General features: G+C 74.4%; 21 protein-coding genes and 1 riboswitch. Of the genes, 6 read left to right on the forward strand and 15 right to left on the reverse strand.

The genetic code is table 11. The features are described 5' to 3' along the window. Positions 1-111 precede the first annotated feature (111 nt). The 5 genes from ACZ60W_RS21270 to ACZ60W_RS21290 form a co-directional block, all read right to left on the reverse strand. Entirely contained in the window at positions 112-486 is a 375-nt protein-coding gene (locus ACZ60W_RS21270; RefSeq protein WP_469756893.1) for a VOC family protein, read from the reverse strand. A gap of 248 nt (positions 487-734) precedes the next feature. Continuing rightward, positions 735-3,803: a tetratricopeptide repeat protein gene (locus tag ACZ60W_RS21275; protein ID WP_469756894.1), complete on the reverse strand. Its 3,069-nt coding sequence runs from the start codon at positions 3,801-3,803 to the stop codon at positions 735-737. Then, entirely contained in the window at positions 3,800-5,665 is a 1,866-nt protein-coding gene (locus tag ACZ60W_RS21280) for an HSP90 family protein (protein ID WP_469756895.1), read from the reverse strand. The genes ACZ60W_RS21275 and ACZ60W_RS21280 overlap by 4 nt, the downstream gene beginning before the upstream one ends. Positions 5,666-5,792: 127 nt before the next feature. After that, entirely contained in the window at positions 5,793-6,857 is a 1,065-nt protein-coding gene (locus ACZ60W_RS21285) for an AI-2E family transporter (RefSeq protein WP_469756896.1), read from the reverse strand. Positions 6,858-6,986: 129 nt separating this feature from the next. Then, positions 6,987-7,856 carry an alpha/beta hydrolase family protein gene (locus ACZ60W_RS21290; protein ID WP_469756897.1) on the reverse strand — a complete coding sequence of 290 codons (870 nt, stop codon included), beginning with the start codon at positions 7,854-7,856 and terminating at the stop codon, positions 6,987-6,989. 290 nt (positions 7,857-8,146) lie between these two features. Here ACZ60W_RS21290 and ACZ60W_RS21295 point away from each other — a divergent pair, with 290 nt between their 5' ends. Continuing rightward, positions 8,147-9,418: a serine hydrolase domain-containing protein gene (locus tag ACZ60W_RS21295; protein WP_469756898.1), complete on the forward strand. Its 1,272-nt coding sequence runs from the start codon at positions 8,147-8,149 to the stop codon at positions 9,416-9,418. 40 nt (positions 9,419-9,458) lie between these two features. Here the strand turns inward: ACZ60W_RS21295 and ACZ60W_RS21300 are convergent, their stop codons facing one another. From ACZ60W_RS21300 to ACZ60W_RS21310, 3 genes are all read right to left on the reverse strand, one after another. Beyond that, positions 9,459-9,992: a GNAT family N-acetyltransferase gene (locus ACZ60W_RS21300; protein ID WP_469756899.1), complete on the reverse strand. Its 534-nt coding sequence runs from the start codon at positions 9,990-9,992 to the stop codon at positions 9,459-9,461. A 108-nt stretch (positions 9,993-10,100) separates the two neighbouring features. After that, positions 10,101-11,069, reverse strand: a complete 969-nt coding sequence (locus ACZ60W_RS21305) for a serine/threonine dehydratase (protein WP_469756900.1) — start codon at positions 11,067-11,069, stop codon at positions 10,101-10,103. Between the two features lie 47 nt (positions 11,070-11,116). Beyond that, positions 11,117-11,923: an alpha/beta fold hydrolase gene (locus ACZ60W_RS21310; RefSeq protein WP_469756901.1), complete on the reverse strand. Its 807-nt coding sequence runs from the start codon at positions 11,921-11,923 to the stop codon at positions 11,117-11,119. Between the two features lie 180 nt (positions 11,924-12,103). Here ACZ60W_RS21310 and ACZ60W_RS21315 point away from each other — a divergent pair, with 180 nt between their 5' ends. Beyond that, entirely contained in the window at positions 12,104-12,541 is a 438-nt protein-coding gene (locus ACZ60W_RS21315) for a nitroreductase family deazaflavin-dependent oxidoreductase (RefSeq protein ID WP_469756902.1), read from the forward strand. Here ACZ60W_RS21315 and ACZ60W_RS21320 read toward each other — a convergent pair. After that, complete coding sequence (locus tag ACZ60W_RS21320) at positions 12,538-13,533, reverse strand: DMT family transporter (RefSeq protein ID WP_469756903.1); 996 nt, start codon at positions 13,531-13,533, stop codon at positions 12,538-12,540. The genes ACZ60W_RS21315 and ACZ60W_RS21320 overlap by 4 nt on opposite strands. A 71-nt stretch (positions 13,534-13,604) precedes the next feature. On the opposite strand from ACZ60W_RS21320, the gene ACZ60W_RS21325 reads away from it, so the two are divergent. Next, complete coding sequence (locus ACZ60W_RS21325) at positions 13,605-14,483, forward strand: LysR family transcriptional regulator (RefSeq protein WP_469756904.1); 879 nt, start codon at positions 13,605-13,607, stop codon at positions 14,481-14,483. A 61-nt stretch (positions 14,484-14,544) separates the two neighbouring features. Here the strand turns inward: ACZ60W_RS21325 and ACZ60W_RS21330 are convergent, their stop codons facing one another. Both ACZ60W_RS21330 and ACZ60W_RS21335 read right to left on the reverse strand, forming a co-directional pair. Beyond that, positions 14,545-15,381: a class II fructose-bisphosphate aldolase gene (locus tag ACZ60W_RS21330; protein WP_469756905.1), complete on the reverse strand. Its 837-nt coding sequence runs from the start codon at positions 15,379-15,381 to the stop codon at positions 14,545-14,547. A 39-nt stretch (positions 15,382-15,420) separates the two neighbouring features. Next, the gene (locus ACZ60W_RS21335) at positions 15,421-16,344 is read right to left on the reverse strand and encodes an SIS domain-containing protein (RefSeq protein WP_469756906.1); all 924 of its coding nucleotides are present in this window, start codon (positions 16,342-16,344) and stop codon (positions 15,421-15,423) included. Between the two features lie 404 nt (positions 16,345-16,748). Between ACZ60W_RS21335 and ACZ60W_RS21340 the strand changes: the two genes are divergently transcribed. Continuing rightward, a complete protein-coding gene (locus tag ACZ60W_RS21340) occupies positions 16,749-18,773 on the forward strand; it encodes a phosphocholine-specific phospholipase C (RefSeq protein ID WP_469756907.1) in 2,025 nt (674 codons plus the stop codon). Between the two features lie 87 nt (positions 18,774-18,860). Here the strand turns inward: ACZ60W_RS21340 and ACZ60W_RS21345 are convergent, their stop codons facing one another. Further along, entirely contained in the window at positions 18,861-19,475 is a 615-nt protein-coding gene (locus ACZ60W_RS21345; RefSeq protein WP_469756908.1) for a DUF6197 family protein, read from the reverse strand. Between the two features lie 343 nt (positions 19,476-19,818). After that, positions 19,819-20,000, forward strand: a riboswitch (cyclic di-AMP (ydaO/yuaA leader). 5 nt (positions 20,001-20,005) lie between these two features. Here ACZ60W_RS21345 and ACZ60W_RS21350 point away from each other — a divergent pair. Further along, complete coding sequence (locus ACZ60W_RS21350; protein WP_469756909.1) at positions 20,006-20,881, forward strand: LysM peptidoglycan-binding domain-containing protein; 876 nt, start codon at positions 20,006-20,008, stop codon at positions 20,879-20,881. On the opposite strand, the gene ACZ60W_RS21355 is transcribed toward ACZ60W_RS21350, so the two are convergent. The 3 genes from ACZ60W_RS21355 to ACZ60W_RS21365 all read right to left on the reverse strand — a co-directional run bounded on the left by ACZ60W_RS21355 (position 20,875) and on the right by ACZ60W_RS21365 (position 23,849). Continuing rightward, on the reverse strand, positions 20,875-22,164 hold the full coding sequence (locus ACZ60W_RS21355; protein WP_469756910.1) for a phosphoribosyltransferase family protein: 1,290 nt from the start codon (positions 22,162-22,164) through the stop codon (positions 20,875-20,877). The genes ACZ60W_RS21350 and ACZ60W_RS21355 overlap by 7 nt on opposite strands. 114 nt (positions 22,165-22,278) lie before the next feature. Continuing rightward, positions 22,279-22,875, reverse strand: coding sequence for an LURP-one-related family protein (locus ACZ60W_RS21360; protein WP_469756911.1), 597 nt, complete (start codon positions 22,873-22,875; stop codon positions 22,279-22,281). Between the two features lie 209 nt (positions 22,876-23,084). Continuing rightward, positions 23,085-23,849, reverse strand: coding sequence for an alpha/beta fold hydrolase (locus tag ACZ60W_RS21365; protein WP_469756912.1), 765 nt, complete (start codon positions 23,847-23,849; stop codon positions 23,085-23,087). Between the two features lie 158 nt (positions 23,850-24,007). On the opposite strand from ACZ60W_RS21365, the gene ACZ60W_RS21370 reads away from it, so the two are divergent. Beyond that, complete coding sequence (locus tag ACZ60W_RS21370; RefSeq protein ID WP_469756913.1) at positions 24,008-26,641, forward strand: SpoIIE family protein phosphatase; 2,634 nt, start codon at positions 24,008-24,010, stop codon at positions 26,639-26,641. Positions 26,642-26,726 lie beyond the last annotated feature (85 nt).

A 26,726-nucleotide genomic window follows, 5' to 3' on the forward strand; every position in this document is an offset into this window, starting at 1 on the left:
CCGGGCCGGGGCACGGCCCGGCCCGGTGCCGCGCTGGTCAGGACGCTCCGGCCGAAGACCCCGGGGCCCTCGGCGGCCCGAGCCGCCGAGGGGCCCGGGCCGTCCGGTCCCCTAGAGGTAGGGCCGGGTGATCAGCTCGAAGGCGTGGCCGGCGGGGTCCTTGAAGTAGACGCCCCGGCCGCCGTGCTCGGTGTTGGTCTCGCCGGGCCGCTTCATCTGCGGGTCGGCCCAGTGCTCGACGCCGGCGTCGCACAGGCGCTGGTAGGCCCGCTCGAAGAGCTCGTCGTCGACCATGAACGCGTAGTGCTGCATCTGGATGTCCACCGGGGGTTCGGCGAACTGGATCAGGACGCCGTCCGGGAGCTGGACGTTGACGAACGGTCCCCACGAGGGTGCTTCGGGGAGTTCCAGGAGCTCACGGAAGAACCGAGCCGACGCGTGGCGGTCCTTGGCGGCGATGATGGTGTGGTTGAACGTGACGGTCATACAGGTGGCCTCGATGTGTTCGACGCGGAAAAGGACGCTCAGTGCTCGGGCACTGGGAGGTCCACGCGCGGAACCGAGGGGGTGCGCGGTGCGCACCCAGGGGCGGATCAGCCCTCCACCGGATAGCCCGTCCGTGAATGGCGAGTCGCCGGTCCGGTGTTCATACCGGAGACGCTACTTGATCGTCTCGGCATCGGGCAAGGACGGCGGGCGGAGGGCCCGCCGCCCCTGTCACCGTTCCCCGTACGTCACTTCAGCGAGTCGAGCACGCTCCGGGCCCGCGTCAGGAACTCGGCGGCCTCCGGCTCGTCACGGGCGTCGAGCTCCGCGGCGAACGCCGTCATGCGGGCGACGCCGTCCTCCACGCGGTCCAGGCGCCGCTCCGTCCAGGCCGCGTGGGCCAGGCACTGGAAACGCTCGCCGAGCGCTTCCGCGCCGAACCCCGCGTAGAGCGCGGCCGCCCGGTCCAGCAGGGTGACCATCTCCTCGAGGGCGGCCCGCGCACGGGCCGGACCCGTCCCGGCCTCCTCCGGACGCGCGCCCTCCTCGGCGCCGTCCTCGGCCTCTTCCTCCGCGTCCTCCTCGTCGTCCCCGTATTCGAGTGCGTCGAGGCCGTCCTGGAGGAGCCGGGCGAGCTGCTGGTACGTCTGCGCCCGCTCGTACCGGAAGGCGGGCTCGTCGGAGCCGCCCACGGCGGACGCCGCCTGCTCCATCCATGCTCGGGCGCGGGCGGCGTCACCCTCGTCGGAGTCCTCCCCCGCGGCGAGCCAGGCCAGCGAGCGCAGCAGCCGCGCCTCGGCCGGAGGGTTGCCGCCGGCCTTCCGCCACAGCTCCAGGGCGCGCTCGTAGGCGGCCTCGGCCTCGGCCGTGAGCCCCCCGGCGGCGAGGGACTCCCCCGCGGAGTGGGCGAGACCCGCCTCGTAGGCCGGCTCGTCCCAGCCCTTGGCGGTCTCCGCGGCCAGCAGGTACTGCTCGGCCGCGGCCCGGGGGTCGTGCAGGTCCCGCAGGATCCCACCGAGCAGTTCGCGGGCCTGCACCCCCTCCCCCTCGCCGTGCTCCAGGAGGTCGGGCAGCGCCGACTGGAGGACCTCTGCGGCCTCGGCGGTCCGCTCGTCCGCCGCGTACGCCCGGGCGAGGAGCATCCGCGCCCGGGCTCCGGCCGTGGCGCCGTGTCCCGCCTGGTCGAGCCAGTGCGTGGCGTCGAGTGCGTGCCGGGCGGCCTCCCTGGCGCCGTCGCCCCCGCCCCGCAGCAGGATGTCCGCGAGGGTGAGCCGTACGCCCGCCTGCTGGGAGGCGTCGGTGAGTTCGGCGGCGTGGTCGAGCGCGGTGCGGGCGGCCGCCTCGGCCTCGTCGCGCTCGCCGCGCGCCGCGAGGACGCTCGCGCGCAGGGCCAGCGGTTCGACCGCGTCCCAGGGCTGCCCGGCCGCGGTGAGGCGCCGGGCCGCCGCGTCCAGCAGGACCGCCGCCGTGTCGAGGTCGTTCTCCCCCAGGGCGAGCCTGGCCAGGGTCACCTCGCTGTCGGCGATCAGGTCGGCGATGCTGCCCGGGCCGCCGGTGTGGGCCGCGGGCTCGTCGCGGTGCCGTCCGACGATCCCCGAGAGTCCCTCGGCCAGGAGTGCGCCGGCCTGGGCCGCTGTCGCCTCGTCCCCCGCCGCCTCGCTCAGGTGCGCCTCGATGCGCAGGGTGGTGATCTCGGCCCCGAGGACGCGCCGGACGCGCTCGGGGGCGCTCTCCTCCAGCGCGTGCGCCGAGCGGGCGGCGGCGGCCAGCAGGGCGCGCACCTCCTCCGGGTCGGCGCCGGCCTGGACCGCGGACCCGGCGACGCCGAGTTCCGCGTGGGCGGCGCGGCCGGGCCGGCCGGCGGCCCGGTAGGACGCGGCCGCCTCCGCGTAGAGGGCACCGGCGGTCGCCGCGCCGGCCCGCGCGGCGGTCACGGCGCGGTGGGCGAGGAGGTCGGCGGTGAGCACGGAGTCGGAGAGCGCGGCCTCGGTCGCGTCGGCGCCGCCGCCCTCGACCCGTTCGGCGACCTCGGCCCAGAGCGCGTCGGCGGACGGGTGGGCCTCCTCTCGGGCCGCGCGGGCGCGGTCGAGGAGGGCGGCGAAGCCGGGCGCGGCGGTGCCCCCCGCCGTTCCGTGCGCGGGGGCGTCGGCGGAGGCGGTCGCGTCCGGCCCGGTGCGCGGGACGGGGACGGCCGCGGGCGGCAGTTCCGCGCTGCGGACGCCCAGGGGAAGGGCGGCGAGCAGGGGCTGTCGGGCGATCCGGTCGACCAGCCGCCGCGAGACCAGCCCGGTTCCGTTGCGGGCGTCGAAGCGGGCGGCTATCTCGGTGGCGGCGGCGTACAGCAGCGCGTACAGCTCCTTCACCGTGCGCTGCGTGCCCGCGTACGCGACGGCGGGGCGGTCGCCGTGGCCCAGGTCGGTGAGCCGGCGCAGGAGGACGAGGACGCCGCCGGAGAACTCCATCTGCGACTCGACGTCGGCGAGCGGGGCGAGGTGGGCGGCGTGCTCGGCGAGGATCTCCAGTCCGCGCGACTCGTTGCCGGTGAGGGCGCAGAACTCGATGTGCTCGCCGACCGAGCGGAGCAGGCTGTCCTTGCCGCGGACCATGCGGTAGCCGCGGAGGTGGTGGGAGCGGGCCTCGTCGGTGCGGCCGAGGCGGACCAGCGGGAGCAGGGCGTGGGCGAGCACCCGGTGGGGCTCCTCCATGCAGGACAGGCCGCCGGAGAGCACCGGGTCCCACACCTCGACGGCCCGGGCGTCCTCACCCTTGCGGGACCAGTACCAGCCCTGGGTGTTGATCTCGCAGGCGTGGCAGTCGCTCATCGCGTCCCGGTCGGCGGCCGACCAGCCGCTGATGGCGCGCTCCGTCCTCGCCGTGTCGCCGATCGCGTCGGCGAGGTGGAACTCGGCCTGCCGCACGGCGCGTTCGCTGTAGCCGGCGATCCGGTAGCGGCGCTCCATGTCGGTCAGCCAGCCGTCCACGGCGGCGAGCGGGATCTCGGGGGACTCGACGATCCGGCCGGCCACCCACTTGAAGCGCCAGTACAGCCGGTGGGCCTCGCCGGACGTGAAGGAGCCCGGGTCGCGGTCGTACTCCTGGAGCAGCCGGGCGAAGGGGACGACCATCTTGGTGCGCTCGGCGCTGTACTCGTACGCCTCGATCTGGCAGACGAGCGCGGCCTGGAAGAGCTTGCGGTCGCCGGTGGACTCGGCCGCGGCCGCGAGTGTCTCGGCGTGGACGTTGCGCGCGGCGCCGTAGGGCGCGCGGCCGTTCTCGGCGAGGCCGCGGCGGATGTCGTCGGGGGTCATGGCGGTCATGCGCGGTTCTCCTCGGCGTCCGTGGCGGAGGCGGGGTGGGTGGCCCACTCCAGGAGCCCGAGGAAGGCCCGGTTGAGCAGGGTGGAGTCGGCGGGCCGCAGGGGCCGCTGGGACATCAGCAGCGCCTGGCCGTACAGCGACTCGACGGCGGTGCCGGTGAGTTCGGCGTCGGGGAGCGCCCCGATGCGGCGGACCAGCGGGTTGTTGTGGTTCAGGACCAGCCGGGCCCGGGGCGCGGAGCCGCGCAGGGAGCCGAGGATGTCGCTCCACAGCGAGTCGGCGCTCGCCTGGGCGGTGGCCCGGTCCCGCTCCTGGCGGGCCTGGCGGTCGTCGAGGTACAGCGCGGGCACGCCGACCGGCTGGAAGGCGCGCAGCACCACGTCGCAGCCGTGCGGGTCGAGCCGGGTACGGGCGGTGGCGAGGAAGGAGGCGAGGGCCAGTTCGGCCGTGGTGGGCACGGGGTCGAGCCGGTCGGTGACGGCGCCGGCGTCGAGTTCGGTGACCGTCACGCCCGGCCGGACGGCGGGCAGCTGGGCGAGCAGCTCGGCGTCGTAGGTGTAGCCGGCGTTGACGACGCCGAGGCCGTGCGCGGCGGCGATCGGGGCGATCTGCCGGAACTCCTCGACCGTCCGGGTGAAGTGGATCTCCCGGTGGGCGGCGGCGAACTCCTCCAGGCCGACGTGGCCGTCGCTGGTCTCGAAGGGGAGCCACGGCAGCATGAGCGCGAAGAGCTCCGCGTCGTGGCGGGCGAGGGACTTCACGCCGAGGTGGTGGACGTCCAGGAAGGCCGCGAGGCGCTGGGGGTCGCCCGCGGCGAGTTCGGCGAGCCACTGGCGGATGCGGGCGCCGAGCGCGTCCCGGACGGCTGCGAGGGTCTCGTCGTCGTAGAGGTTCTCGCGCGAGGCGGTGGGCCGCAGGGTGTCCGTGTCGACGACCGCCCGCACGAAGAAGGCCCATTCGGGCAGCAGGTTGCTCGCGTGGTCGGTGAGGAGCATGCCCTTGAGGTACGCGCGGTGGCCGGCCCGGTGCGCGGGGCTGGTCGGCTCCGGGAGCACGTACGCCACGCCCCGCACTCCGGCGACGGGCAGGTCGAGGTCGATGCTGTCGAGCGGGGTGAAGCCGAAGACCTGGGCGCAGTGGCCGGCGAGCGCCACCCGCCGGGAGGCCGGGGTGGGGTGGCTGCGGTCCCAGACGGCGGGGCGGTCGGTGATCGGCCGTTCCACGTCGTCCGGCCCCGCGAAGGTGATGTCGTACGGGAGCAGGGAGCCGAAGTCGCGGGCGAGCTCCTCGACGCGCGCGGGTTCCAGCCATTCGCCGACGCCGGGGCGGGCCTCCAGATGGACGGTGGTGCCGGGTTCCCGGCGCGCGTCGTCGGGCAGGGTCCGGACGGTGTAGGAGCCGTCGTCGGAGGCGAGCCACTCGACGGGCGCGGCCCACGGGGTGCGGGCGGAGCGGGTGACCACCCTGATCCGGCGGGCGACGACGAAGCAGGCCAGCAGGCCGATGCCGAACTGGCCGAGGAACTCGCGCCGCGCGGACTCCAGGCCGTGCTCGCCGCCGCGCTTGGAGCTGCGGCCGATGGTGGCGAGGAGGCTGTGGACCTCGTGTTCCGTCAGGCCGATGCCGCTGTCCTCGATGGAGACGGAGCCGTCGGCGGCCCTGAGCCGGATGCGGATGGCGGCGACGGGGTCGAGCGCCTGACGTGCGGTGACGGCGTCCACGGCGTTCTGCAGGAGTTCGCGGACGTACACCCGGGGACTGGAGTAGAGATGGTGGGACAGCAGGTCGACGAGACCGCGCAGGTCGACCTGGAAACTGCCGGCGTCGGGCGCCTTCTCGTCGTCCGGGGTGGCGGATGTCATGGTGCATCACCTCGTGTGCGCAGGGTGGGACAAGCGACCTCGAGGACCCCCCCTCATAGATCGCGAACGAGACACAGCCTAGGGGTGACCACCGACATCGGGCCTGGTGATATTCGCCGGCCCGTCCTCAGGCGTTCCTCGTGGTCCGGGCGTCGCGCAGGGCCGTGTGGACGGACCACACGACGGAGACGAGGGGCACGGCGACGACGGCGCCGACGATGCCGGCCGCCACCGATCCGGCCACGACGGAGAGGGCCACGACCAGGGGGTGGAGCCGCACGGCCCAGCTCATCACGAGCGGGTGCAGCAGATGGCCCTCGATCTGGCCGATCACCACGATGAGGGCGACCACCAGGGCCGCCACGAGCGGCCCCTTCGAGGCGAGCGCCACCACGGCCGCGACGGCGAGCGCGAGGGGCGAGCCGATCAGTGGCACGAACGCGGCGACGAACTCCAGTAGGGCCAGGGGGACGGCGAGGGGGACGCCGAGGAGCCAGAGCGCGAGGCCGACGAGCACCGCGTTGGTGGCGGCCACGAGCACGATGCCGTGCGTGTAGCCGGTGAAGGTGCGCCAGGCGGCCCGCCCCGCGATGCCGACCCGGCCGCGCACCGACCTCGGCAACTGGTCCTGGAACCAGTCCCACTGCCGGTCGCCCGAGTGCACGAAGAACACGGCGCAGAACAGCGCCAGGGCGAGGGTCGTGAGCACGGCCACCACGTGGCCGGCCCCGCTCAGCGCCGTGCTGACCAGGGCGGAACGGTGGCTGGAGAGGAACTCGCCGACCCGGGCCTGGAGCTCGGTGAGCGCTCCGGGGTCCAGGTGGAAGGGCGGGCGCTCCAGCCAGTCCTCGATCCGGCCGACGCCCACGCGGAACTCCCTGACCAGGGTTGTGCGCTCGCCCGCCACGGCCTCGCCGACCAGGGCGAGTACCCCGAGGACCAGCGCGATGCCGCCGAGGAGGGTGAGGGCGACGGCCGGCCCGCGGGGGATGCCCCGGGCGACGAGGTCCGCGACGGGGCGGAGCAGTGCGGTGACGACGAGGCCGAGGAAGACCGCGACGCCGATCTCGTGGAACCGGCCCAGGACCGCGAACAGGCTGTAGACGAGCAGGCCGACGACGAGCACGCGCCACGCGTAGGCGGCGGCGGTGCGGAGGAAGGGGGTCACCGTCGGGGGTGTGCCTGGCTGCATGGCGTACGAGGTACCACCCGCCGTCCGGTGCCCCACGCCCTCCGGTCGACATTCGCCCGACCTGGGTGCCGCATTCGCCCGACCGGGGTCCCGGCGGGCGTCGCCGCGGGGACCCCGGTCGGCGGGGCGTCAGGCCGTGGTGCCGGGGATCTGCCGGGCCCTGGCGTTGCGGTCCCAGCCCGACCACAGGCCGGTGTCAGCGCAGTAGGCGCAGCCGGGGCCGAAGAACATCCCGCGGGCGTTCTCGTCGCCGAGCAGCCAGAACCGGAGCCAGGCGGTGGTCGGGGCGCGGAAGTTCCCGCCGTCGCCGATGGAGCTCAGGTGGCCGGCGCCGCGGACCTCGCCGTAGACGGAGGGGACGTGGTCGGAGTCCCGGTGGAAGGCCTTCACCAGGGCGGGCCACACGGTCAGGTCGTTCTGGCCGGCCAGGTAGAAGACGGGTGCGTCCATGAGGTCGGGGTCGGCCAGTGGTCCGGGCTGGATGGGGACGGCGGTGTCGACCCGGGGGTCGACGGCGGCGTTGAGGGCAGCGGCGCCGCCCTGCGAGTGCCCGGCGGAGGCGATGTGGTCGAGGTCGACCTTGCCGAAGAAGGGGCTGGCGCTGTCCGCGTCGCGGTGCTCCAGCACGTCGATGCCGGCGCGCATGCTGAGGGCGAAGTTGGAGGTGGGGGTGTTGGCGGCGGCGACGATGAAGCCCTGGCTCGCCCAGTGCCGGAGCAGGCCGCTGTAGAAGCCGGGGACGGCTCCGGTGCCGTTGCCCCAGATGACGACGGGGTGCCGCTCCCCGCGGCGCCCCATGTCGCGCGGGTAGTAGAAGGTGTGGACGACCTCGATGTCGACGTTCACCTCGTACGGGCCGGGCGCGCCCCAGTCGGTGCCGACGGACGGGATGGTGCCCGTCGTCCCCGCGGCGGCGCCGGCGCTGCCGGGCGCGGCGCAGACGGCTGTGACGACGGCGAGCAACAGGCCGCCCAGTGCGCGGCCCCATTTCCCTGACATAGGAACTCCTCTACGGATCCGTCACGTTGCGCGTCCTCGCAAGCGTGGCCAGCGCCATGATCCGGCTCCCCGTCGCGCGTGTCTGTCCGCAGGAGCCCAGACCTCCGGGAGGCGGCTTGGGCGTCTGCCCAAGGCGCCGTCGGGCCCGAGGCCGCCCGCGCGCCCGTGGCCGGATACCGGTCCGGAACGGTGACCTCCACAACCCGTCGCCCGTGTCAGGAACCGATCCGCCGCGTTGGCACTCATGATCCATACCGAACGAAACGATTCGAAGAAGCAGAGGAATCACCGTGCCCCTGTCGTCACACCGACGTCTGGCCGTCAGCACCACCCTCGTCGCCGCGCTCGCCGCCGGCCTCGCCCCGGCGGGCAACGCCTTCGCCGCGTCGCCCGCTCCGGCGGCCCCCGTCCGGACCGCGACCCCCGCCGTTCCCGCCCCGGACATGGAGGGCGTCGTCGCCGCGCTGAACTCGGCGATGGACAACGGCGCGCCGGGCGCGATGGCCCGCTTCGTCGGCCCGGGCGGCGCCCAGGGCCGGACCGTCGGCGTCCAGGACCGCGTCTCGGGCGCGCCGATGGACATCGACGCGCGCTTCCGGATCGGCAGTGTCAGCAAGACCTTCTCCACGGTCGTCCTCCTCCAGCTCGTCCAGGAGGGGAAGGTGGAGCTCGACGTCCCGGTCAACCGGTACCTGCCGGGCCTGCTCCCCGACGACCGCATCACGGTCCGTCACCTGCTCACCCACCGCAGCGGTCTCGCGGACTACACCAACGCGATGTTCAACGACACCGTGCCGGGCTTCGAGGCGGTCCGGAACCGGGTGTTCAGCTACCAGGAGCTCGTCGACCTGTCGCTGAGCGAGCCCCGCACCACCGAGCCGGGCGTGTCGTACAAGTACTCGAACGCCAACTTCGTGGTGGTCGGGATGATCATCGAGAAGATCACCGGGCGTCCGGTCGCCGACGCGTACAAGCAGCGCATCTTCAAGCCGCTGAAGCTGCGGAACACCTCGTACGTCCACCCCGACACCCGCATCAAGGGGCTGCACGTCCGCGGCTACCTGCACCCCGACGCGGCCGGCGACCCGCTCGTGGACTCCACCGAGCAGACGGTGTCCTGGGCGCAGTCCGCCGGTGCGGTCATCTCCAACCCGGCCGACCTGAACACCTTCACCAGCGCGCTGATGCGCGGCCGGCTGCTCTCCCCGGCCATGATGGAGGCGATGACGACGGTCACCCCGACGGACGCCACCAACACCCGGTTCTACGGTCTCGGGCTGCGCCGCTACGACCTGTCGTGCGGCACCCAGGTGTTCGGTCACACCGGTACCGTCCAGGGCTTCTACACGTACACCTTCTCGACGCGTGACGGCCGCCGCAGCCTGTCGGCCATGGCCAACACCTCGAACCACGGGGCCGCCAACACCGCGCTGGGCGGCACGCTGGAGGCCGCGTTCTGCGGCAAGAAGCCCGTCCCGGCCGCCCACGCGCGCTCCGCCGCCCCGGCCGCGGCCGACCTCACGTCGCGGCCGGCCGAGCGGGACCTGCCCGAGCGTCACTGACGCGGCGCCACGCCGTCGACACCCGGTACGGGGCCCCTGGTCAGGCCTCGTACTCGGTGAGGTCGATGGCGTGGACGTGCAGGGCCACGTCGAGGACCGGGTCGGTCGTCTCGCGCTCCAGGGTCATCCCCAGCTTGCCCGCGACGTTCGCGGACGCGCTGTCGCCGAGCCGTGTGACGGCGACGACCCGGCCCAGCCCGCGGTCCTGGAGCGCGAACTCCAGGACCGCGTGGGCGGCCTCCGAGGCGTACCCCTGTCCCCAGAACTGCCGGCCGAGGCGCCAGCAGATCGCCACCTCCGCGCCGAGCTCCGGCGGAGAGTCCGGCACGAACAGCCCGGCGAGCCCGATCAGCTCCCCGGAGCCGAGCAGCTCCACGGCGAAGACGCCGAAACCCTCCTCGTCCCACTCCTCCTCGTACCGCTCGATCTCCTCGGCGGTCTCGTCGAGGTCCCGGACGGAGCCGTCACCGACCCACCGCATCACCTCGCGGTCGGCGTTGATCTCGGACAGCGGGACGAGGTCGTCGTCGCTCCAGCTCCGGAGGACGAGACGAGGGGTACGAATGTCGGTCATGCCCCCATCCTGGCGCACTCCCGACCGCGCCCGCGCCACGGCCCCTCCACCCCGGCCGGCGCGGGTCGGCGGCGGGCCGGGACCGCGGCGGACCGGTGCGGCAGCACGTCAGGCGCCCGCCGGCGCGCCCGTGAGGTCGGCGGGGTCGGTGTTGGCCCCGCAGAGGACGACGCAGACCGTCTCGCCGGGGGCGGGACGGTAGGGGGCCGGCCCGCCGGGTGCGGTGACGGCGGCGAGTGCGGTGGCGGCGGCGTGTTCGACGGCGAGGCGGCGGTCGTCCCAGAGGGCACGGCGGGAGCGGGTGATCGCGTCGTCGCCGACGAGGACCGGGCGGACGTCTCCCTCCCGGGCCGCGCGCAGGGCGGTGGCGGAGGCGCGGCGGGCGCCGAGGGAGTCGGCCGCGACGGAGTCGACCGGGACGTCGACGGGGTGACCGGCGCGCAGGGCGGCGTCCAGCGCCCGGCAGTTCTCGGGTTCGACCGCGACGGTCCGGACGCCGTGGTGCCGGGCGGCCGTGGCGACCCCGGCGAAGAGTCCGCCGCCGCCGACCGCGACGACGACGGTGTCCAGGTCGGGGACGGAACGGAGGATCTCGTCGAGCAGGGTGCCGGCCCCGGCGGCGATCAGCGGGTGGTCATAGGCGTGGGAGGCGAGCGCACCGCTCTCCGCGGCGAACGTCTCGCAGGCGGCGAGGGCGTCGGCGTACTCGGAGCCGGCCAGGCGCACGTCGGCCCCGTAGGAGCGGAGCCTGTCGGCCTTCACCTTCGGGGCGGTGGCGGGGAGGAACACGGTGGCGGGCACGCCCTCCGCGGCCGCGGCCCAGGCGCAGGCCAGACCGGCGTTGCCGCCCGAGGCGATCGTGACGCCGGCGGCGGGCAGGGTGCCCCGCTCGCGGTGGGCGAGGAGGAAGTTGCGTGCGCCGCGCGCCTTGAAGGAGCCCGTGTGCTGGAGGTGTTCCAGGGCGAGGTGGAGCTCGTAGGGCTCGGTGCCGGAGGCGGGGGCGACCGTGACGGGGCGGACGTGGCCGCGGATCCGGGCCGCGGCGGTGGTGACGTCGTCGTACGTGAGGGGGTGCACCTGGTGCTCCTGGGGGCCGGGGCGGGACGTTCGTGCCGAAGATCCTCTCAGGGCGTCTCGGGAGCGGCACGGCCGGCGGCCGGGGGCGCGGTGCCGTCCGCGGTGAGGAAGGCGGCGAGCGCGGCGACGAACCCTTCGGGGTTGTCCAGCATCAGGTTGTGCCCGGCGCGCGCGATCTCGGTCACCGGGACGCCGAGGGCCGCCATCTTCTCCGCGTCCGCGTCCGGCAGGCTCAGCTCGCCGACGAGGAAGAGCCGGGGCGCGGCCAGGCCGGGGAGCAGGTCACCGGGCGCGGGCACGCATCCCTCGACGAGGGCGACGGCGCTGCGGTGGACGGCCAGCGGGTCGGCGAGCCGCAGGCGGGCCGCGTAGTCGGCGCGGCCGGCGACGGCCAGCATCCGGCCGAACCCCCTCGCCACGAAGGCGGCCTCGTCCTGGGCGGCGACCGGGGAGCTGAAGGCGCCCCCGCCCGCGAAGAGGTTGGGCTCGGCCACCACCAGGCGCGCCACCAGGTCGGGGCGGGCGGCCGCGAGGAGGATCGCGACGGCGCCGCCCATGGAGTGCCCGACGAGGTCCACGCCCGCCACGCCCACGTGGTCGAGCACGGCCGCCACGGCGGCGGCCTGGGACTCCATCCGGTAGTCGAAGGCCACCGGCCGGTCGCTGAGGCCGTGGCCCAGGAGGTCGACGAGGAGCGCCCGCCCTCCGCCGAGCGCCGGGTGCGCGGCGATGTGGGCGAAGTCCGAGGCGGCCGTGCAGCCCAGGCCGTGGACGAAGACCCGGACCGGACCGTCCCCGGGCAGGTCGATCCACCGGATGTACGCCTTCTCGTCCGCGAGGAACAACTCCCGCATGCCGCCCACTCCCCTGTCGTCGACCCGATCCCGCCTGCGCACCCACCCTACGAGCGGTGACCGACATCCGGGCCGGAGGGGCGTGCCGCGCGGGACCGGGAGCGGGGCGGGACCCGTCGCGTCGGATAGCGTCGGCAGGACGAGCGCCGGCGGTGCCGGCATCCCTCCGAAAGGACAGTCATGCCACTCGAAGGCGAGTACGAGCCCAGCCCCTCGACGTGGGTGCGGAACCAGGTCGAGCTGTACGAGTCCTCCGGCGGGACCAAGGGGACGACCATGCGGGGCATGCCGGTCGTCCTGGTGACGAACGTCGGCGCGAAGAGCGGCAAGCTCCGCAAGACCCCGCTCATGCGGGTCGAGCACGAGGGGGCGTACGCCCTGGTCGCGTCGAACGGCGGCGCGGTGAAGCACCCGGTCTGGTACCACAACCTGGTCGCCTCGCCCCTCGTCGAACTGCGGGACGGGACCGAGGTGTGGGACATGAAGGCCCGGCTGGTCACCGGCGACGAGCGGCGGGCGTGGTGGGCGCGGGCCGTCGACGCGTTCCCCGACTACGCCGACTACCAGCGCAAGACCGAGCGGGAGATCCCCCTCTTCGTCGTCGAGCGGATCCACTAGCGGCACGACCCGCCCTCGTCCGGAAGGCGGCGCCGCGCGCCCGAGGCGCGGGCGGGGTCTCCGGACGGGGCCCGGTCCCCCTCGGGGACCGGGCGCGGGACGGCCGCCGGGGTGGGCGCGGCGGCGGCCCGGCCCTGCGTGACCCGGGTCAGACCGACGCCCGCCAGGACGACGGCCATGCCCGTGACGACCCGTGCCGTCAGGGGCTCGTCGAGGACGAGCGCGCCCAGGCCGACGGAGACCACCGGCAGGAGGTAGCCGACGGTGGCGGCGCTGGTCGGCCCCTCCTCCGCGATCATGCGGTAGTTGAGGTGGAAGGTGAGGCCCGTCGCCAGGATCCCGAGCGCGGTGACGGCGAGGACCCCGGTCCAGGTCACCGCCGGCGCGCCGCCGACCGTGAGGGCGGGGACGCCGAGGCCGGTGGCCGTGAGGAGCTGCGCGGCGGAGAGGGCGAGCGGGGCGGTGCCCCGGCCGGTGAGGTGGCGCGCCATGTAGGCGAAGGCCAGCGCGTACGAGGCGGCGGCGCCCAGCAGGGCGAGCGCGCCCGGACCGGTCAGCCCCGATCCGGCGCTCCAGGGGGCGAAGATCAGCAGGACGCCGGCGAAGCCGAGCGCGAGCCCGGCGAGGCGGGTGGCCCGCAGCGGGCGTTCGGTGCCCAGGCCGAGGCCGATGAGCAGGGACCAGAGGGGTGTGGTGGCGTTCAGGACGCCCGCGACGCCGCTGTCCACGGTCTGCTCGCCGATCGAGAAGAGCAGGAACGGCAGGGCGTTGCAGAGGAGGGCGGCGACGGCCAGCCGTCCCCAGGTGCCCCGGTCGCGGGGGAGCCTCTGCCCGGCTCCGTGGGCGAGTCCGAGGAGGACGGCCGTGCCGAGGAGGCACCGCGCAAAGGTGATCCACCCCGGGGTGAGGCCCTCGTCGAGGCAGATCTTGATCCAGAGGAAGCCCGAACCCCAGAGCAGCGCCAGTACGCCCATGCGCGTCGCGGATGTCATGGCTCCACGGTCCCCGGCGGCATTCGACAGGACAAGCGAAGGTTCGTACACCCGGCGTTAAGCTCTGCTACATGATGGATGTGAGACGCATGCAGGTGCTCCGGGCCGTCGTCACCAGCGGCTCCGTCACCGCGGCCGCCGGCCACCTCGGTTACACGCCGTCGGCCGTGAGCCAGCAGATCGCGGCGCTGGAGAAGGAGGCGGGCATCGCGCTGCTGGAACGGTTCGGCCGCGGGGTGCGGCCGACCGCCGCCGGGCGGCTGCTCACCGAGCACGCGGCCCTCATCGGGCGTCAGGTCGCCGAGGCGGAGACGGCGCTCGCCGATCTGCGGGCGGGCCGCACCGGACGGATCGCGGTCCGCTACTTCGCCACCGCGGGCGCCGACCTCGTCGCACCGGCCCTGGCGCGTTTCCGCGTCCGGTACCCCGACGTCCGCGTCGACCTGCGGATCGCCGACGGCACACCCGACGAGGAGGCGGACCTGACCCTCGTCGTCCGCGCCCGGGGCGGCGACGGGGACGGCTTCCGGCTCGTCCACCTGGTCGACGACCCCTACCGCGCGGTGCTGCCCAGGGGCCATCCGCTCGCCGGCCGCCGTTCCGCCGTCGACCTGGCCGCGCTGGCGGCGGAGCCGTGGGTGGGCAGCGAGCGGCCGGGGCCCTGTCTGGACGCCGTCCTGGAGGCGTGCGCGGCGGCCGGCTTCGCCCCGGACATCGCCGTGCAGTGCGAGGAGTACTCCGCCGCCCAGGGGTTCGTGGCGGCCGGCCTGGGCATCACGCTGATCCCGCTCCTCGGCCTGGGCAGCCGTCACCCGCACGTGGTGGTCCGCAGGCTCCGCGGTCCGGAGCCGGTGCGCTCCCTCCACGCGGCGGTACGGGAGTCCTCGCTGGCGCTTCCCGCCGTACGCGGGCTGCTCGCGGCGTTCCAGGAGGTGGCGGGGGCGTCCTGACCATGAACGGGGACCTGCCGTGACGGAGGCGGCGGCCCGGGCCGGCCCCGCCCCCGTCGGCTCAGGCGGGGGCCAGGACCGTGAGGAGGTGTGCGACCGCCTCGGCGACCGCGGCCCGGGCCGGGGCGAGGTAGTGGCGGGGGTCGACCGCCGTGGGGTGGTCGGCGAGGTGGGTACGGACGGCCCGGGTGAACGCCTTGTTGAGGTGGGTGGAGACGTTCACCTTGGTCATGCCGGCGGCGATCGCCGCGGCGAGGCCGGGGTCGGGGACGCCCGAGGAGCCGTGCAGGACCAGCGGGGTGTCCACCGCGGCCCGCAGACGGGCGATCAGGTCGAGGTCGAGGACGGCGTCCCTGGTCACCATCTGGTGGGAGCTGCCGACCGCGACGGCGAGCGCGTCGACGCCGGTGGCCGCGACGAAGGCACGGGCCTCGTCCGGGTCCGTCCGCACGCCGGGGGTGTGGGCGCCGCCCTTGCCGCCGACCTCGCCGAGCTCGCCCTCGACCCAGACGCCGTGCCGGTGGCAGTGCTCCACGACCTCGCGGGTCGCGGCGACGTTCTCGGCGTAGGGCAGCTTCGAGGCGTCGAACATGACGGAGCCCAGGCCGAGTCCGACAGCCTCCCGGACGAGGTCGGGGTTCTCGGCGTGGTCGAGGTGGACGGCGACCGGGATCTTGGCGGAGCGGGCGATCGCCAGGGAGGCGAGCGCGACCGGTTCCAGGGCCCCGTGGTAGCGGACGGTGTTCTCGCTGATCTGCAGCACCACGGGACGGTCGGCGTCGGCGGCGCCGGCGACGATGGCCTGGGCGTGTTCGAGCTGGAGGACGTTGAACGCCCCCACGCCCGTGCCCGCCGCACGGGCACGGCGGACGATCTCGTCGGTGGGCGTCAGCGGCATGGTCCTTCTCCCGGGTCTGCGGAGGGGCGCGGGCTGCGGTCAGGCATGGACGTCGGCGAGGACCACGGAACGAGTCAGGTTCCGGGGGGTGTCCGGGTCGAGGCCGCGCGCCTCGGCGACGGCCACGGCGAGGCGCTGGGCGCGGATCAGGTCGGCGAGCGGGTCGAGGTCGCTCTCGGAGAGGGTGCCGCCGACCTTGCGCACGTCGTCCGCGAGCCCGGCCGGCAGCGCGCCGAAGCCCCAGGCCACCCGGCCGGGTCCGGTGATGCTGATGGGTCCGTGGCGGTACTCCATGGCCGGGTACGCCTCCGTCCACGCGCCGGCCGCCTCCCGCATCTTGAGGCCGGCCTCCAGGGCGAGACCATAGGTCCAGCCGCTGCCGAGGAAGGTGAACTGCTCGGCCGTGAGGACCTCTTCGGCGAGCGTGGACGCGAGGGCCCGTTCGGCGTCGCGCGCGGCCCCGGCGACGGTGCCGACCCCCTCGGGCAGCGCGTCCTCCGCCTCCAGGTGCGCGCGGAGGAGGGCGAGGGCCGTGGTGGCGAAGCGCGTCTGGACGACGGACTCCTCGTCGGCGAAGTCCAGGACGGCGACCGCGTCGGCGAGGTCCATCACCGGGGTCGCGGGGTCGGCGGTGACGGCGCCCGTGGGGACGGTGCCGCGCAGCCGGGAGAGGACGGCGAGGACCTCGCTCGTCGTGCCGGAGCGGGTGAGGGCGACGACCCGGTCGTAGCGCCGGCCGTAGGGGAACTCCGAGGCCGCGAAGGCGTCGGTCTCGCCGTGGCCGCCGGACTCGCGCAGCTCCGCGTAGGCCAGGGCCATGAACCAGGACGTCCCGCAGCCGATCACCGCGACCCGCTCGCCTCGCCGGGGCAGCGCGGCGGCGTGCTGGGGCAGGGTGCGGGCCGCCTGGCGCCAGGTCGCCGGCTGGGAGGCGATCTCCAGGGAGGTGCGGGTGGTGACCATGCGGAGCTCCTTGCAAGAAGGGGTGCGCGATGATGAGTGAATCTGTTTGAAGTCAAGCTCATTCAAGCAGAAGCATGCAGCGCGTTTCCAGGTCCCACGCCCGCCGGCCGGCCGCTCGACAGGAGGTCCCCCCGGACCGCCGGAGGCGTGGTCTGGACCGGCTCGACGCACCGGCGACGACCGCGCGCCTCACGTCGACGACGGGCCCCCAGCTCACCGGCGCGAGCACGCGAGTCGATGCATCGGACATCATTGGTTCTGAGGTAGACCAATTCAGACCCCGATCTTCCTGGCCTCTGGCTGTTAACCCAGTAATTACGGCGCAGCCGTATACCTTTAAGCTCCCCTCCCCCATCATGTGTCCGACGTGCCGCTGGGGCACACCGTGACACGAGAGGCGGGGCATGCTTCCCATCAGCCGCAGGGGATTCGTCGGGATCGGCGCGGGGCTCATGGCGGGTGCGGCGCTGCCGCCGGCGCGGGCGTCCGCGGCCGCGACGGCGGCCACCGGCACCCTCACCGACGTCCGGCACGTGGTGATCCTCATGCAGGAGAACCGCAGCTTCGACCACTACTTCGGCACCCTCCGCGGCGTCCGCGGATTCGGCGACCGCGCCGCGGGCAACCTGCCCGGCGGATGGGGCATGTTCAACCAGCCGAACTGGGGCGGCCGTCACTACCCCTGGAAGCTGAGCGACACCCCGCCGGCCGGCGGGGTGGACGGCGAGACCCTCGCGCAGTGCAACGGCGACCTCCCGCACAGCTGGACCTCGCAGCACGCCGCCTGGAACAAGGGGCGCCTCGACAACTGGGTGACGGGCGTGGGCAACACCCGCTCCCTGGGCCACCTGGACCGCGGCGACATCCCCTTCCACCACGCGCTCGCCGACCACTACACGATCTGCGACGCGTACTTCTGCTCCGCCCTCAGCGCCACCGGCCCCAACCGCACGTTCCTGTGGAGCGGGAAGATCGACGGCTCCAGCAAGGACGGCGGCGACGAGTCGGGCCTCACCTGGGAGACGTACGCCGAGGCGCTCCAGCGGGCCGGGGTGAGCTGGAAGGTCTACCAGAACGCCCAGGACAACTACGGCGACAACGGTCTCGCGTACTTCAGGAAGTTCACCGACGCGCGCCCCGGCGACCCGCTGTACGACCGCGGCATGGGCTCGGTCCCCAGGGTCACCGGCTCGACCCCCGACGACATCGCCGCGGCGATCCGCTCCGACGTCCTCGCGGGCACGTTGCCGCAGGTCTCGTGGGTCGTCGCCAGCGAGGCGTTCTCGGAGCACCCCTACGCCCCGCCCGGCGACGGCGCGCACTTCGTCGACCTGGTCTACCGGGCCCTCGCGGCCGACGCCGAGGTCTTCGACTCGACCGTGCTCTTCCTGAACTACGACGAGAACGACGGCTTCTTCGACCACGTGCCGCCGCCGGTCGCCCCGCCGGGGACGCCCGGCGAGTACCTCGACGGCGTGCCGATCGGCCTGGGCTTCCGCGTCCCCATGATCGTCATGTCCCCGTGGACCCGAGGCGGCTGGGTGAGCTCCGAGGTCTTCGACCACACCTCCGTGCTGCGCTTCATGGAGACCTGGACGGCCGCGCTGGGCACGCCCGCCACCTGCCCCAACATCAGCGCCTGGCGCAGGAAGGTGACGGGGGACCTGACCGGGGTGTTCGACTTCGCGAACCCGGTCTACGGCGTGCCGGCGGGGCTCCCCTCCACGGCCAAGGTGATCGGGCAGGCGACCTGCGGCCCGATGCCGAACCCGGCACCCCAGAACAACGCCCTTCCCGCGCAGGAGTCCGGCACCCGACCGGCCCGTGCCGTGCCGTACCAGGTCAACGGCAACCTGGACCGGTTCGAGTTCGGCGCCGCGGGCAAGATCCTCGCCTGGTTCTCGATGACGAACCAGGGGGCGCAGGCACGGCGGCCGGCGCACTTCTCGATCCACCCGCACCAGTACCGCGACACGGCCGCCTGGCAGTACACGGTCGACCCGGGCGGCACGGCCTCCGACTACTTCAACATCGGGCTGGGGTCGGGGTCCGGGAAGTACGACCTCTCGATGATGGGCCCCAACCGCTTCCTGCGGCGCTTCATCGGCGACGCCTCCAAGGCCGGCAAGGACGTGGAGGTCTCGGCCCGGTTCGCGACCGAGCCGGGCACGGGGAAGACGGCCCTGTGGTTCCGCATGACCAACGCCTCGGGCGGCCCGGTCACCTTCACCATCCGTTCGAACGCCTACCGCACCGACGGGCCGTGGACGTACACGGTCCCGGCGGCTTCCAGCCGGGAGGACTTCTTCAACGCGGTGGCGTACAACGGCGGCTGGTACGACTTCACGATCGTCGCCGACATCGACGGAACCTGGTCGCGCCGGTACACCGGCCACATCGAGACCGGGGCCCCGAGCGTCACCGGCTGACCCGCCCCGCCGGCGTGCCGGGGCGGGGCGACGCGCGGGCGCGGGGTGGCGCGCCCGCGAGACCCGGCCCGGCACGCCGGAGGCGCGTCAGCGGCCGGCCCGTGCGGCCCGGCCGATGGCGGCGTCGAGCAGGTCCACGGCCTCGCCGGCCGTGCGGCCGGGAGCGCGGTTCCACGGCCCGATCAGGTCGTGCCACCCGCGCGAGCGGAGCTCGGTCATGACCCAGGCCGCCGCCTCGTTCATCGTGTCGGCGCTGCCGTGCCCGAGCCGGTGCGCGGCGAGCAGGGCGCCGCACACACAGCGGGCCCCCCGTCGGTCGCGCAGCCGGTACGGGGCGTTCTGCCAGCCCCACTCGGTGAGCACCAGGCGCGCATAGCCCAGATGGACCGAGGGGCGCAGGTCGGGCCTGCCGATCCGGCGCCAGACATGGAGCCGGTCGGGCAGGGCGGCTCCGACGCGGCCGGGCAGCCGGCGTTCGGCGGGGAGCGGCGGGGATACCTCGGCGAGCGCGTCGGCGACCAGTCGCTCCACCGGCACCGTCAGGAGGTCCCGCCACCCCTCCGCGGAGAGGGGCGGGGCGAGGGGCTCGTCGATGACCGGTCCGGCGACGAGCCGCTGCCAGCCGGCGTCGGCACAGAGAGCGGCGGCCTCGCGGTCGACGGTGTCGGGACTGAGCAGGGGGGCGGAGGTGGCAGGGGGCATCCAACGGCTCCTCGGTCGGGGTGGCTCCATCTTTCAGGATAAATGTCGGTTTTGCGACTTTTGCCCTTGAGTGCCCACCCGCCGTTCGGGGCTTTTCCACTCACTCCCCCATTAACAGAATTACCGTGCATATTCGGACATTGAGACCCTGGTGACGCGACTCACTCCCCGGCCGGGATCCCGGCCGCCGAAATCCGCGGGAGCCATGGGGCATACGGAAGTTCACCGCGCCGGAGAGCCGGTCGATCTTGAATTCTGCGAATTCGGTGATCCTTTTCCCGCAGGCGGCGTCCCGGTCCTCTTGTTATCCGTCGCATTACTGGCCTACGGTCACCTCCATTCGAGCGGATCGCCGAATCCTGCCACTGCTCGAAATACCTCCCTTTTCACCCGACGGCAGGAGCGGGGGACCCACGAATACGCCGGCCCGGATTCCGGGACGGCTCGGGGTGCAGCCGCGTGCGCGCGGCCGGACATCTCCCGTCCGAACCCGACAGCTCACCCCGCAGGCGCCGGAGAGGAATCCCGTCATGCCTGCTCACGGTAAGCACCGCCGCACCCGCCGCCGTCCCGTCTCCCAGGGCATCGCCCTGGTCGGCACGGGTGGCGTCGCCCTCGCCCTCCCGCTGATCGCACCGGCCGTCGCCGGTGCGGCGCCCGTCTCCGGGACCCCGGAATTCGCCGCCCAGGCCGTTTCCGCTCCCGCGAACACGGCAGCCGCGCCGATCACGGCCAAGGCACCGGCCGCGCCCGCCGCGGCCCGCACCTACACGGTCGTCAGCGGTGACTCGCTTTCCCTGATCGCCCAGAAGAAGGGAATTCAGGGCGGCTGGAAGGGCCTTTACAAGGCCAACCGCGCCACCGTGGGTGACAATCCGTCACTTATTCACCCCGGCCTCGAACTGACGCTTCGTCGGGATTCGGTCCAGACCGCCGCTCCGAAGGCGAAGAAGGCCGCCACGGCCGAGCGCGCGAGCCGCTCCGAGCGCCGCGCGCCCGCCCCTGCCGCCGCCACCGGCGCGTCCGCCGCCGCCCCGGCCGCCGCCGCTCCGGTCAAGGCCGCGCCCGTCGCCGCCACCAACTACGCCGACAACCTGGACGGCTGGATCCGCGAGTCGCTGGCCATCATGGGCCAGCAGGGCATCCCCGGCTCGTACGACGGCATCCTCCGCAACGTCATGCGCGAGTCCTCCGGCAACCCCAAGGCCATCAACCTGTGGGACTCCAACGCCGTGGCCGGCACACCGTCCAAGGGCCTGCTCCAGGTCATCGAGCCGACCTTCCTCGCCTACCACGTGCCGGGGACGTCCATGGACCTCTTCGACCCGGTCGCCAACATCACCGCCGCCTGCAACTACGCGGCCGACCGCTACGGCTCCATCGACAACGTCAACGGCGCCTACTGACCGGCGAAGTGCCCGGTGAACCAGGAGGCGGCGAGTTCCGCCACCTCCTCCAGGGCGCCGCTCTCCTCGAAGAGGTGCGTGGCGCCCTCCACCACGGCCAGCCGGTTCTCGCACCGCAGCCGTGACAGGGCCGTGCGGTTGAGCTCCAGCACCGACGTGTCCGCGCCGCCCACCACCAGGAGGGTCGGCGCCCGTACCGAGGCGAGCCGGTCGCCCGCGAGGTCGGGGCGGCCGCCGCGCGAGACGACGGCGCTCACCGGGCTCTCCGTGTCGGCCGCCGCCCACAGGGCGGCGGCCGCTCCCGTGCTCGCGCCGAAGTAGCCCAGCGCAAGCCCCGTGCCCTCCGGCTCCCCGGCCAGCCACTCCGTGGCCCCCGCGAGCCGGCCGGCCAGCAGGGGCGCGTCAAAGACCATCAGCCGGTCGCCCGCCTCCTCCTCGGTGAGCAGGTCGAACAGGAGCGTCCCCAGCCCCGCCCGGTGCAATGCCTCCGCCACCGCCCGGTTCCGCGGACTGTGCCGGCTGCTGCCGCTGCCGTGTGCGAACAGGACGATGCCGAGCGCTCCCCCGGGCACGGCGAGCCGCCCCGCCGCCGGCGCGGCGCCCTCGACCGGGATCCGCACCTCCCTGCCCCCGCCCCGGGGCCCCCGCACGTCCCGGGCACGGTCGAGGCAGGCGATCACCTCGGCGTCAGGGGTCTGGCTGAAGTCCCGGTAGAACGGTCCGATCGCGTAGAAGACCTCGGGCTCGTGGACACTGACCGTCTCGTCCGCCTCACCGCCGAGCCGTTCCGCCCAGCCGCGTGGCGCCACCGGGACCGCCAGCACGATCCGGGCCGCACCCCCGGCCCGCACCACCCGGCAGGCCGCGAGCGCGGTCGCCCCCGTCGCCAGCCCGTCGTCCACGACGACGACCGTGCGCCCGCGGAGGGAGACCGACCCCCGGTCGCCCCGGTAGCGGCGGGCGCGCTCGTCGAGCAGCGCGTGCTCCTCCGCCTCGACGGCGGCCAGGCTCCGGTCGTCCACCCCGGCATCGCGGAGCACCCGCTCGTTGAGCACCCGCACGCCGCCCTCGCCCAGGGCTCCCATGGCCAGCTCGGGCTGCCGGGGCACACCCAGTTTCCGCACGAGACAGATGTCGAGGGGGGCGCCGAGGGCCTCCGCGACCCGCGCGGCGACCGGGACACCTCCCCTGGGGAGACCGAGGACCACGACGTCCTGGTCCTTGAGGTGGTCGAGACGGCCGGCGAGCTGCCGGCCGGCGTCGGTGCGATCGGTGAAGAACATGGTCCGCCGCCCTTCCGCCCGCGCGGCCCGGGCTAGGGGAGGAGCGGCGCGACCCGCCCCCTGCCCCTCCTTCCAGGGTAGATGCGTCGGCAGCGCGCTGGGGGCGGCCCCGGCTCAGCGGGACTGGAGGGCGTCCAGGGCGACGGCCTGGGCTATCGCGAGCCGCCGGTCCAGCTCCGGGTCCGCTATGTCCAGTACGTACCGGTCGCGCAGGCCGAAGCGCTTGTCGACGGACATGACGGGCCGTCCCGCCTCGGCGAAGTCGAAGTGGTACGGCACGGCGAAGGGGATCAGGTCCGTGAAGGGGAGGAACTCCCAGACGCGCCGCAGCAGCGCCACGCCCCGGTGCCGCTCGCGTCCGGTGGTCTCCGTCGCCGCACCCTCCCGTGCGAGGTGCCAGGTGCTGCGGAGCAGCGAGGCCCCGAAGTCCTTCCGGAAGCCGCCCAGGCGGCTGCCGGAGGCACCGTGCACGTCGTAGGTCGCGCCGACGTCGAGGACCTGGCGGGCCTTGAAGGTGAAGAGGACCTGGCGGCGGGACTCGTCCGTGTAGAAGGTGACGTGCTCCTTGAACGCCATGCGCTTCTGGTGGGCGAAGGCGACGAGTTCCGCCTCCTCACCGCCGGCGCCCTCGGTGTGCACCAGGTAGCGGTTGGCCATCGGCGTGACCTTCTGCCGGACGAGGAAGCGGTGCTGCGACTGCGCGAGGCCCATCGGGTGTGCTCCAGCTGATCGTGGACGGTCGGCCGCGGACCGTCCCGTGGCGTCGTGACCACGATGATCGCGTGGCGCCCCGCGCCTCCGCTGTCCTCGAAAGTCGTCCGCGCGATCGACGTTCGGATGACGTCCGGGACCGCGCCGCCCGCCGCGGTGCCGGCCCGCGCCGGAGCGCCGGACCCGGCACCGCGCGAACGGCGGCCCGGTCAGGCGGCGAGGAACGCCTCGATGGCCTGGGCGAGGGCCTCCGGCGTCTCCTCGGGCGCGTAGTGGCCCGCGTCCTTCAGGACCTCCAGGCGGGCGTTGGGGTACCAGCGCAGCCAGGTGGCCTCCATGGCGTCGCTGCCGAGCGCCGGATCGTGTGCTCCGACGACGAGGAGGACGGGCACGGGGTTGTCGCGGACGCGCTCGTGGAAGTCGGTGCGGGACCAGGAGTCCAGATAGGCGCGGAAGGCGCGGGCGTTGGACCGTCCCACGGAGCGGTCGACGAGCGTGCCCAGCCACGCGTCGTCGTACCGGCCGCCGGTGGTGTTGTCGATGATCGCGCGCCGGTTGGCCGGCGCCCCGGCCGCCCCCGCGAAGAGCTCCCACGTCTCGCCGTCGAGGGGGAAGCCCGCCGCCGAGACCGGTGAGATGCCGACGATCGAGCGCACGCGCGCGGGGGCGTCGAGCAGCATCAGCTGGGCCGCCTTGCCGCCCATGGAGTGGCCGATGACGGAGAAGGTGTCCCAGCCGAGGTCGTCGGCGACGGCGAGGGCGTCGGCGGCGACCTCCTCCATCGTGTAGGCGCCCGGGTGGTCGAGGGCCTCGCCGTACCCGCGGCAGTCCACGAAGGCGTAGCTGCCGGTGGCGGTGTCCAGGTGGGCGCGCAGGGGGTCGAAGCTGGTGCGGTCGCCGAACCAGTTGTGCAGGACGACGGCCCGGGCGGGCCCTCCGCCGTGAACGTCGTACGGAAGAAGCCGGTCCGTCATCATGCCCCCTGGTCCGAGGTGCTGGGCGCCGCGCGCCGGCGGCGGCGGTCGACGACCGAGTGTGACGGCATGGACGCGCGCGGTCAACATCGCCGGGCCGGCAGCGGGCGGCCGGGCCCGGGATGCGGAGCCTTTCGCGTCGGGGGCATCCTGGCTGTGTGACCTCGCACGGCACGTCCGGCTCCGGCCCGACGGGCGGCACCGGGCGTCCGGCCGGGAACGGAGCTGCCGACGGGCCCGCTTCGTCCGCCCTGACGTGGACGCTGGCCGAGTCGGTGCTGGGGGCGGTCGAGGAGGTCGGGGGCTACGCGGGCGGGGTGTACCTGCGCTCCGGAACCCCGGGACTGCTCAGGCTGGCGGTGCTCGTGGGCCTGCCGGGACCGCTCTTCCGCCCCTGGTTCCGCATGCACGCGAACCGGCCCTTCCCGGTGGCGGAGGCCTTCCGCTCGGGGCAGGCCGTCCACCTCTCCGACGTCGAGGAGGCGATGCGGCGGTTCCCCCAGCTGGTGGCGAGCCTCCCCTTCCCCTTCGCCTCGATGTACGCGCCGGTCTTCGCGGGCCGTGAGCGGTTCGGCGTGCTCGTGGTCCTGCGGGCGCCGACACCGGGGGTGCCGGTGGACGCGCGCGACAGGGACCGGATGACCCGGGGCGCGCTCCGCCTCGGCGAGGAGCTGACCGGCCTGGTCCGCGAGGGCACCGTGGTCGAGTGGCCCGGCGACCCGGTGTGCGTGCAGCTCTCCACCGGCTCCGGTCCGCCGGTCCGGTTCGGCTCCTTCGACTGGGACCTGGACACGGGGGAGGTCGTCCTCGACGAGGGTCTGCTCGCGATCCTCGGCGCGGAGGTCGCCTCGCCCTGCCGCATCGAGGTGCTCACCTCGATGCTGGACCCCGAGGACGGCTACGCCCTGTGGGCGGCGGCGCGCCAGGCCACGGGCACCGACGGGCGGCCCGCCGTCCGCAGGCTGCGCCTGAAGGGGCCCGACGGGGGGCTGCACCTGCTGGAGGTCTCCGCACGGACCCGGAGGAACGCGCGGCCGGGGCCCGCCCGGCCCCCCGGCTTCGCTGACCTGGGCACCGCCCTCGCGCCCGAGCCCGAACCGGCCGGCGGCGACGGCCCGGGCAGCGCGAGCGGCACCCGCACCGGCACCGGCACCGGCGGCCACCTCGCCGGCACACTGGTCGACCTCGGCACCGGGCTGGTCGGCTCGGACGCGACGGACCGGCTGCCGCGCGCGATCCTGGCGATCGACCGCCTCGGCCGCATCACGTACGTCAACGAACGCACGGAGCGGCTGCTCGGCAAGCCGCGCGGGGCCCTGGCAGGCCGGCCGCTCTGGGAGGCGCTGCCCTGGTTCGGTCATCCCTTCCACGAGGAACAGCTGCGGGAGGCCCTGCTCTCGGGCGAGCCGGTGCGCTTCCTGGCCCGTCCGGGACGCGGGCGCTGGATCTCGGTCTCGCTGCATCCCGGGCGGGACGGGGTGACGATGCTGCTGGTCCCGGAGGAGGACCCGGCCGCGACCGGGCTCCGGGCCGGCGGCCGCCGGAAGGCGGACGACGGTCTCTCCTCCCCCGGCGACCGGGCGGCGGCCCTGTACCGGCCGGTGGCACTGGCGATCGCGCTGACCGAGGCGGTGACGGCGCGCCAGGTGTCGGCGGTGGTGACGGAGGAGCTGCTGCCGGCGTTCGGCGGACGCCAGCTGGCGATCTACCTGCTGAGCGACCGGCGGCTGTACCTGGCCTGGGAGACGGGCTTCCCGCCGGGGTTCCTCGAACCGTTCGACGGGGTGGCCCTGGACAACCGGATGCCGGGCGTGGAGACGCTGACGACGGGCCGGCCGCTGTTCTTCGAGTCGATGCAGCAGCTGGGCCGGGCCTATCCGGATCTGCCGATGGACTCGCATTCCGGGGCCCGGGCCTTCCTGCCGCTGATCGCCTCCGGCCGCCCGGTGGGCTCCTGCATCCTCGGTTTCGACCGGCCGCGCGGCTTCAGTCCGGAGGAGCGGACCGTCCTCACCGCGCTCGCCGGCCTGATCGCCCAGGCCCTGGAGCGGGCACAGCGGTACGACACGGAGTCGGCGGTCGCACGCGGCCTCCAGGACGCGCTGCTGCCGCACCGGCTGCCGGTGCGGCACGGGGTGGACACGGTGGGCCGGTACCTGCCGGGCACGCAGGGCATGGACGTGGGCGGCGACTGGTACGACGTCATCGAGACGGATCACGGTCGGCTGGCCCTGGTCATCGGCGACGTCCAGGGGCACGGAGTGGCGGCGGCGGCCACCATGGGGCAGCTGCGGAGCGCGGTACGGGCGTTCGCGCTGGGCGGTCACCGTCCGCAGGACGTGATGCGCGGGACCAACCGGCTGCTGATCGACCTGGACCCCGGGCAGTTCGCGAGCTGCTGCTACGTCCTGCTGGACCCGGAGACGGGTGAGGCGCGGGCGGTGCGGGCCGGGCATCCCCAGCCGCTGCTGATGCGGCCGGACGGGACGACGGAACAGGTGGAGCTGGCGGGCGGGGTGGTCCTCGGCGTCGACGACCGCGCCTCGTACCCGGTGACGCGGCTGGCACTGGAGCCCGGCGCGGTGCTCGCGCTGTTCACGGACGGGCTGGTGGAGCGGCCGGGCCGGGACATCGACGAGGGGATCGAGCGGCTGCGCCAGGCGCTGGCGGCGACCGGTTCGCTGCTGCTGGCGGAGGCGGCGGACCGGCTGATCCGGGAGGCCCGGCAGGCCACGGCGCGGCCCGACGACATCGCGCTGCTGCTGGCGGCCCGCTGGCCGGACAGCGGCTGAGCGGGGCGGTGCGGGTCGTGTCACCCGGTCGGCCCCGTGGCGCTGGTCGGCGGTCGTGGGCGCGGGGAGTCTGGAGGGGTGCCGT

The organism is Streptomyces sp. NPDC104202 (assembly GCF_055584185.1).

Coding starts and splice junctions, on each gene's coding strand:
- ACZ60W_RS21275 (WP_469756894.1), bottom strand. CDS start 3,803: ATGACCGCCATGACCCCCGACGACATCCGCCGCGGCCTCGCCGAGAAC.
- ACZ60W_RS21350 (WP_469756909.1), top strand. CDS start 20,006: ATGCCTGCTCACGGTAAGCACCGCCGCACCCGCCGCCGTCCCGTCTCC.
- ACZ60W_RS21335 (WP_469756906.1), bottom strand. CDS start 16,344: ATGGTCACCACCCGCACCTCCCTGGAGATCGCCTCCCAGCCGGCGACC.
- ACZ60W_RS21355 (WP_469756910.1), bottom strand. CDS start 22,164: ATGTTCTTCACCGATCGCACCGACGCCGGCCGGCAGCTCGCCGGCCGT.
- ACZ60W_RS21300 (WP_469756899.1), bottom strand. CDS start 9,992: ATGACCGACATTCGTACCCCTCGTCTCGTCCTCCGGAGCTGGAGCGAC.
- ACZ60W_RS21340 (WP_469756907.1), top strand. CDS start 16,749: ATGCTTCCCATCAGCCGCAGGGGATTCGTCGGGATCGGCGCGGGGCTC.
- ACZ60W_RS21345 (WP_469756908.1), bottom strand. CDS start 19,475: ATGCCCCCTGCCACCTCCGCCCCCCTGCTCAGTCCCGACACCGTCGAC.
- ACZ60W_RS21320 (WP_469756903.1), bottom strand. CDS start 13,533: ATGACATCCGCGACGCGCATGGGCGTACTGGCGCTGCTCTGGGGTTCG.
- ACZ60W_RS21325 (WP_469756904.1), top strand. CDS start 13,605: ATGATGGATGTGAGACGCATGCAGGTGCTCCGGGCCGTCGTCACCAGC.
- ACZ60W_RS21280 (WP_469756895.1), bottom strand. CDS start 5,665: ATGACATCCGCCACCCCGGACGACGAGAAGGCGCCCGACGCCGGCAGT.
- ACZ60W_RS21285 (WP_469756896.1), bottom strand. CDS start 6,857: ATGCAGCCAGGCACACCCCCGACGGTGACCCCCTTCCTCCGCACCGCC.
- ACZ60W_RS21310 (WP_469756901.1), bottom strand. CDS start 11,923: ATGCGGGAGTTGTTCCTCGCGGACGAGAAGGCGTACATCCGGTGGATC.
- ACZ60W_RS21270 (WP_469756893.1), bottom strand. CDS start 486: ATGACCGTCACGTTCAACCACACCATCATCGCCGCCAAGGACCGCCAC.
- ACZ60W_RS21365 (WP_469756912.1), bottom strand. CDS start 23,849: ATGACGGACCGGCTTCTTCCGTACGACGTTCACGGCGGAGGGCCCGCC.
- ACZ60W_RS21290 (WP_469756897.1), bottom strand. CDS start 7,856: ATGTCAGGGAAATGGGGCCGCGCACTGGGCGGCCTGTTGCTCGCCGTC.
- ACZ60W_RS21360 (WP_469756911.1), bottom strand. CDS start 22,875: ATGGGCCTCGCGCAGTCGCAGCACCGCTTCCTCGTCCGGCAGAAGGTC.
- ACZ60W_RS21315 (WP_469756902.1), top strand. CDS start 12,104: ATGCCACTCGAAGGCGAGTACGAGCCCAGCCCCTCGACGTGGGTGCGG.
- ACZ60W_RS21330 (WP_469756905.1), bottom strand. CDS start 15,381: ATGCCGCTGACGCCCACCGACGAGATCGTCCGCCGTGCCCGTGCGGCG.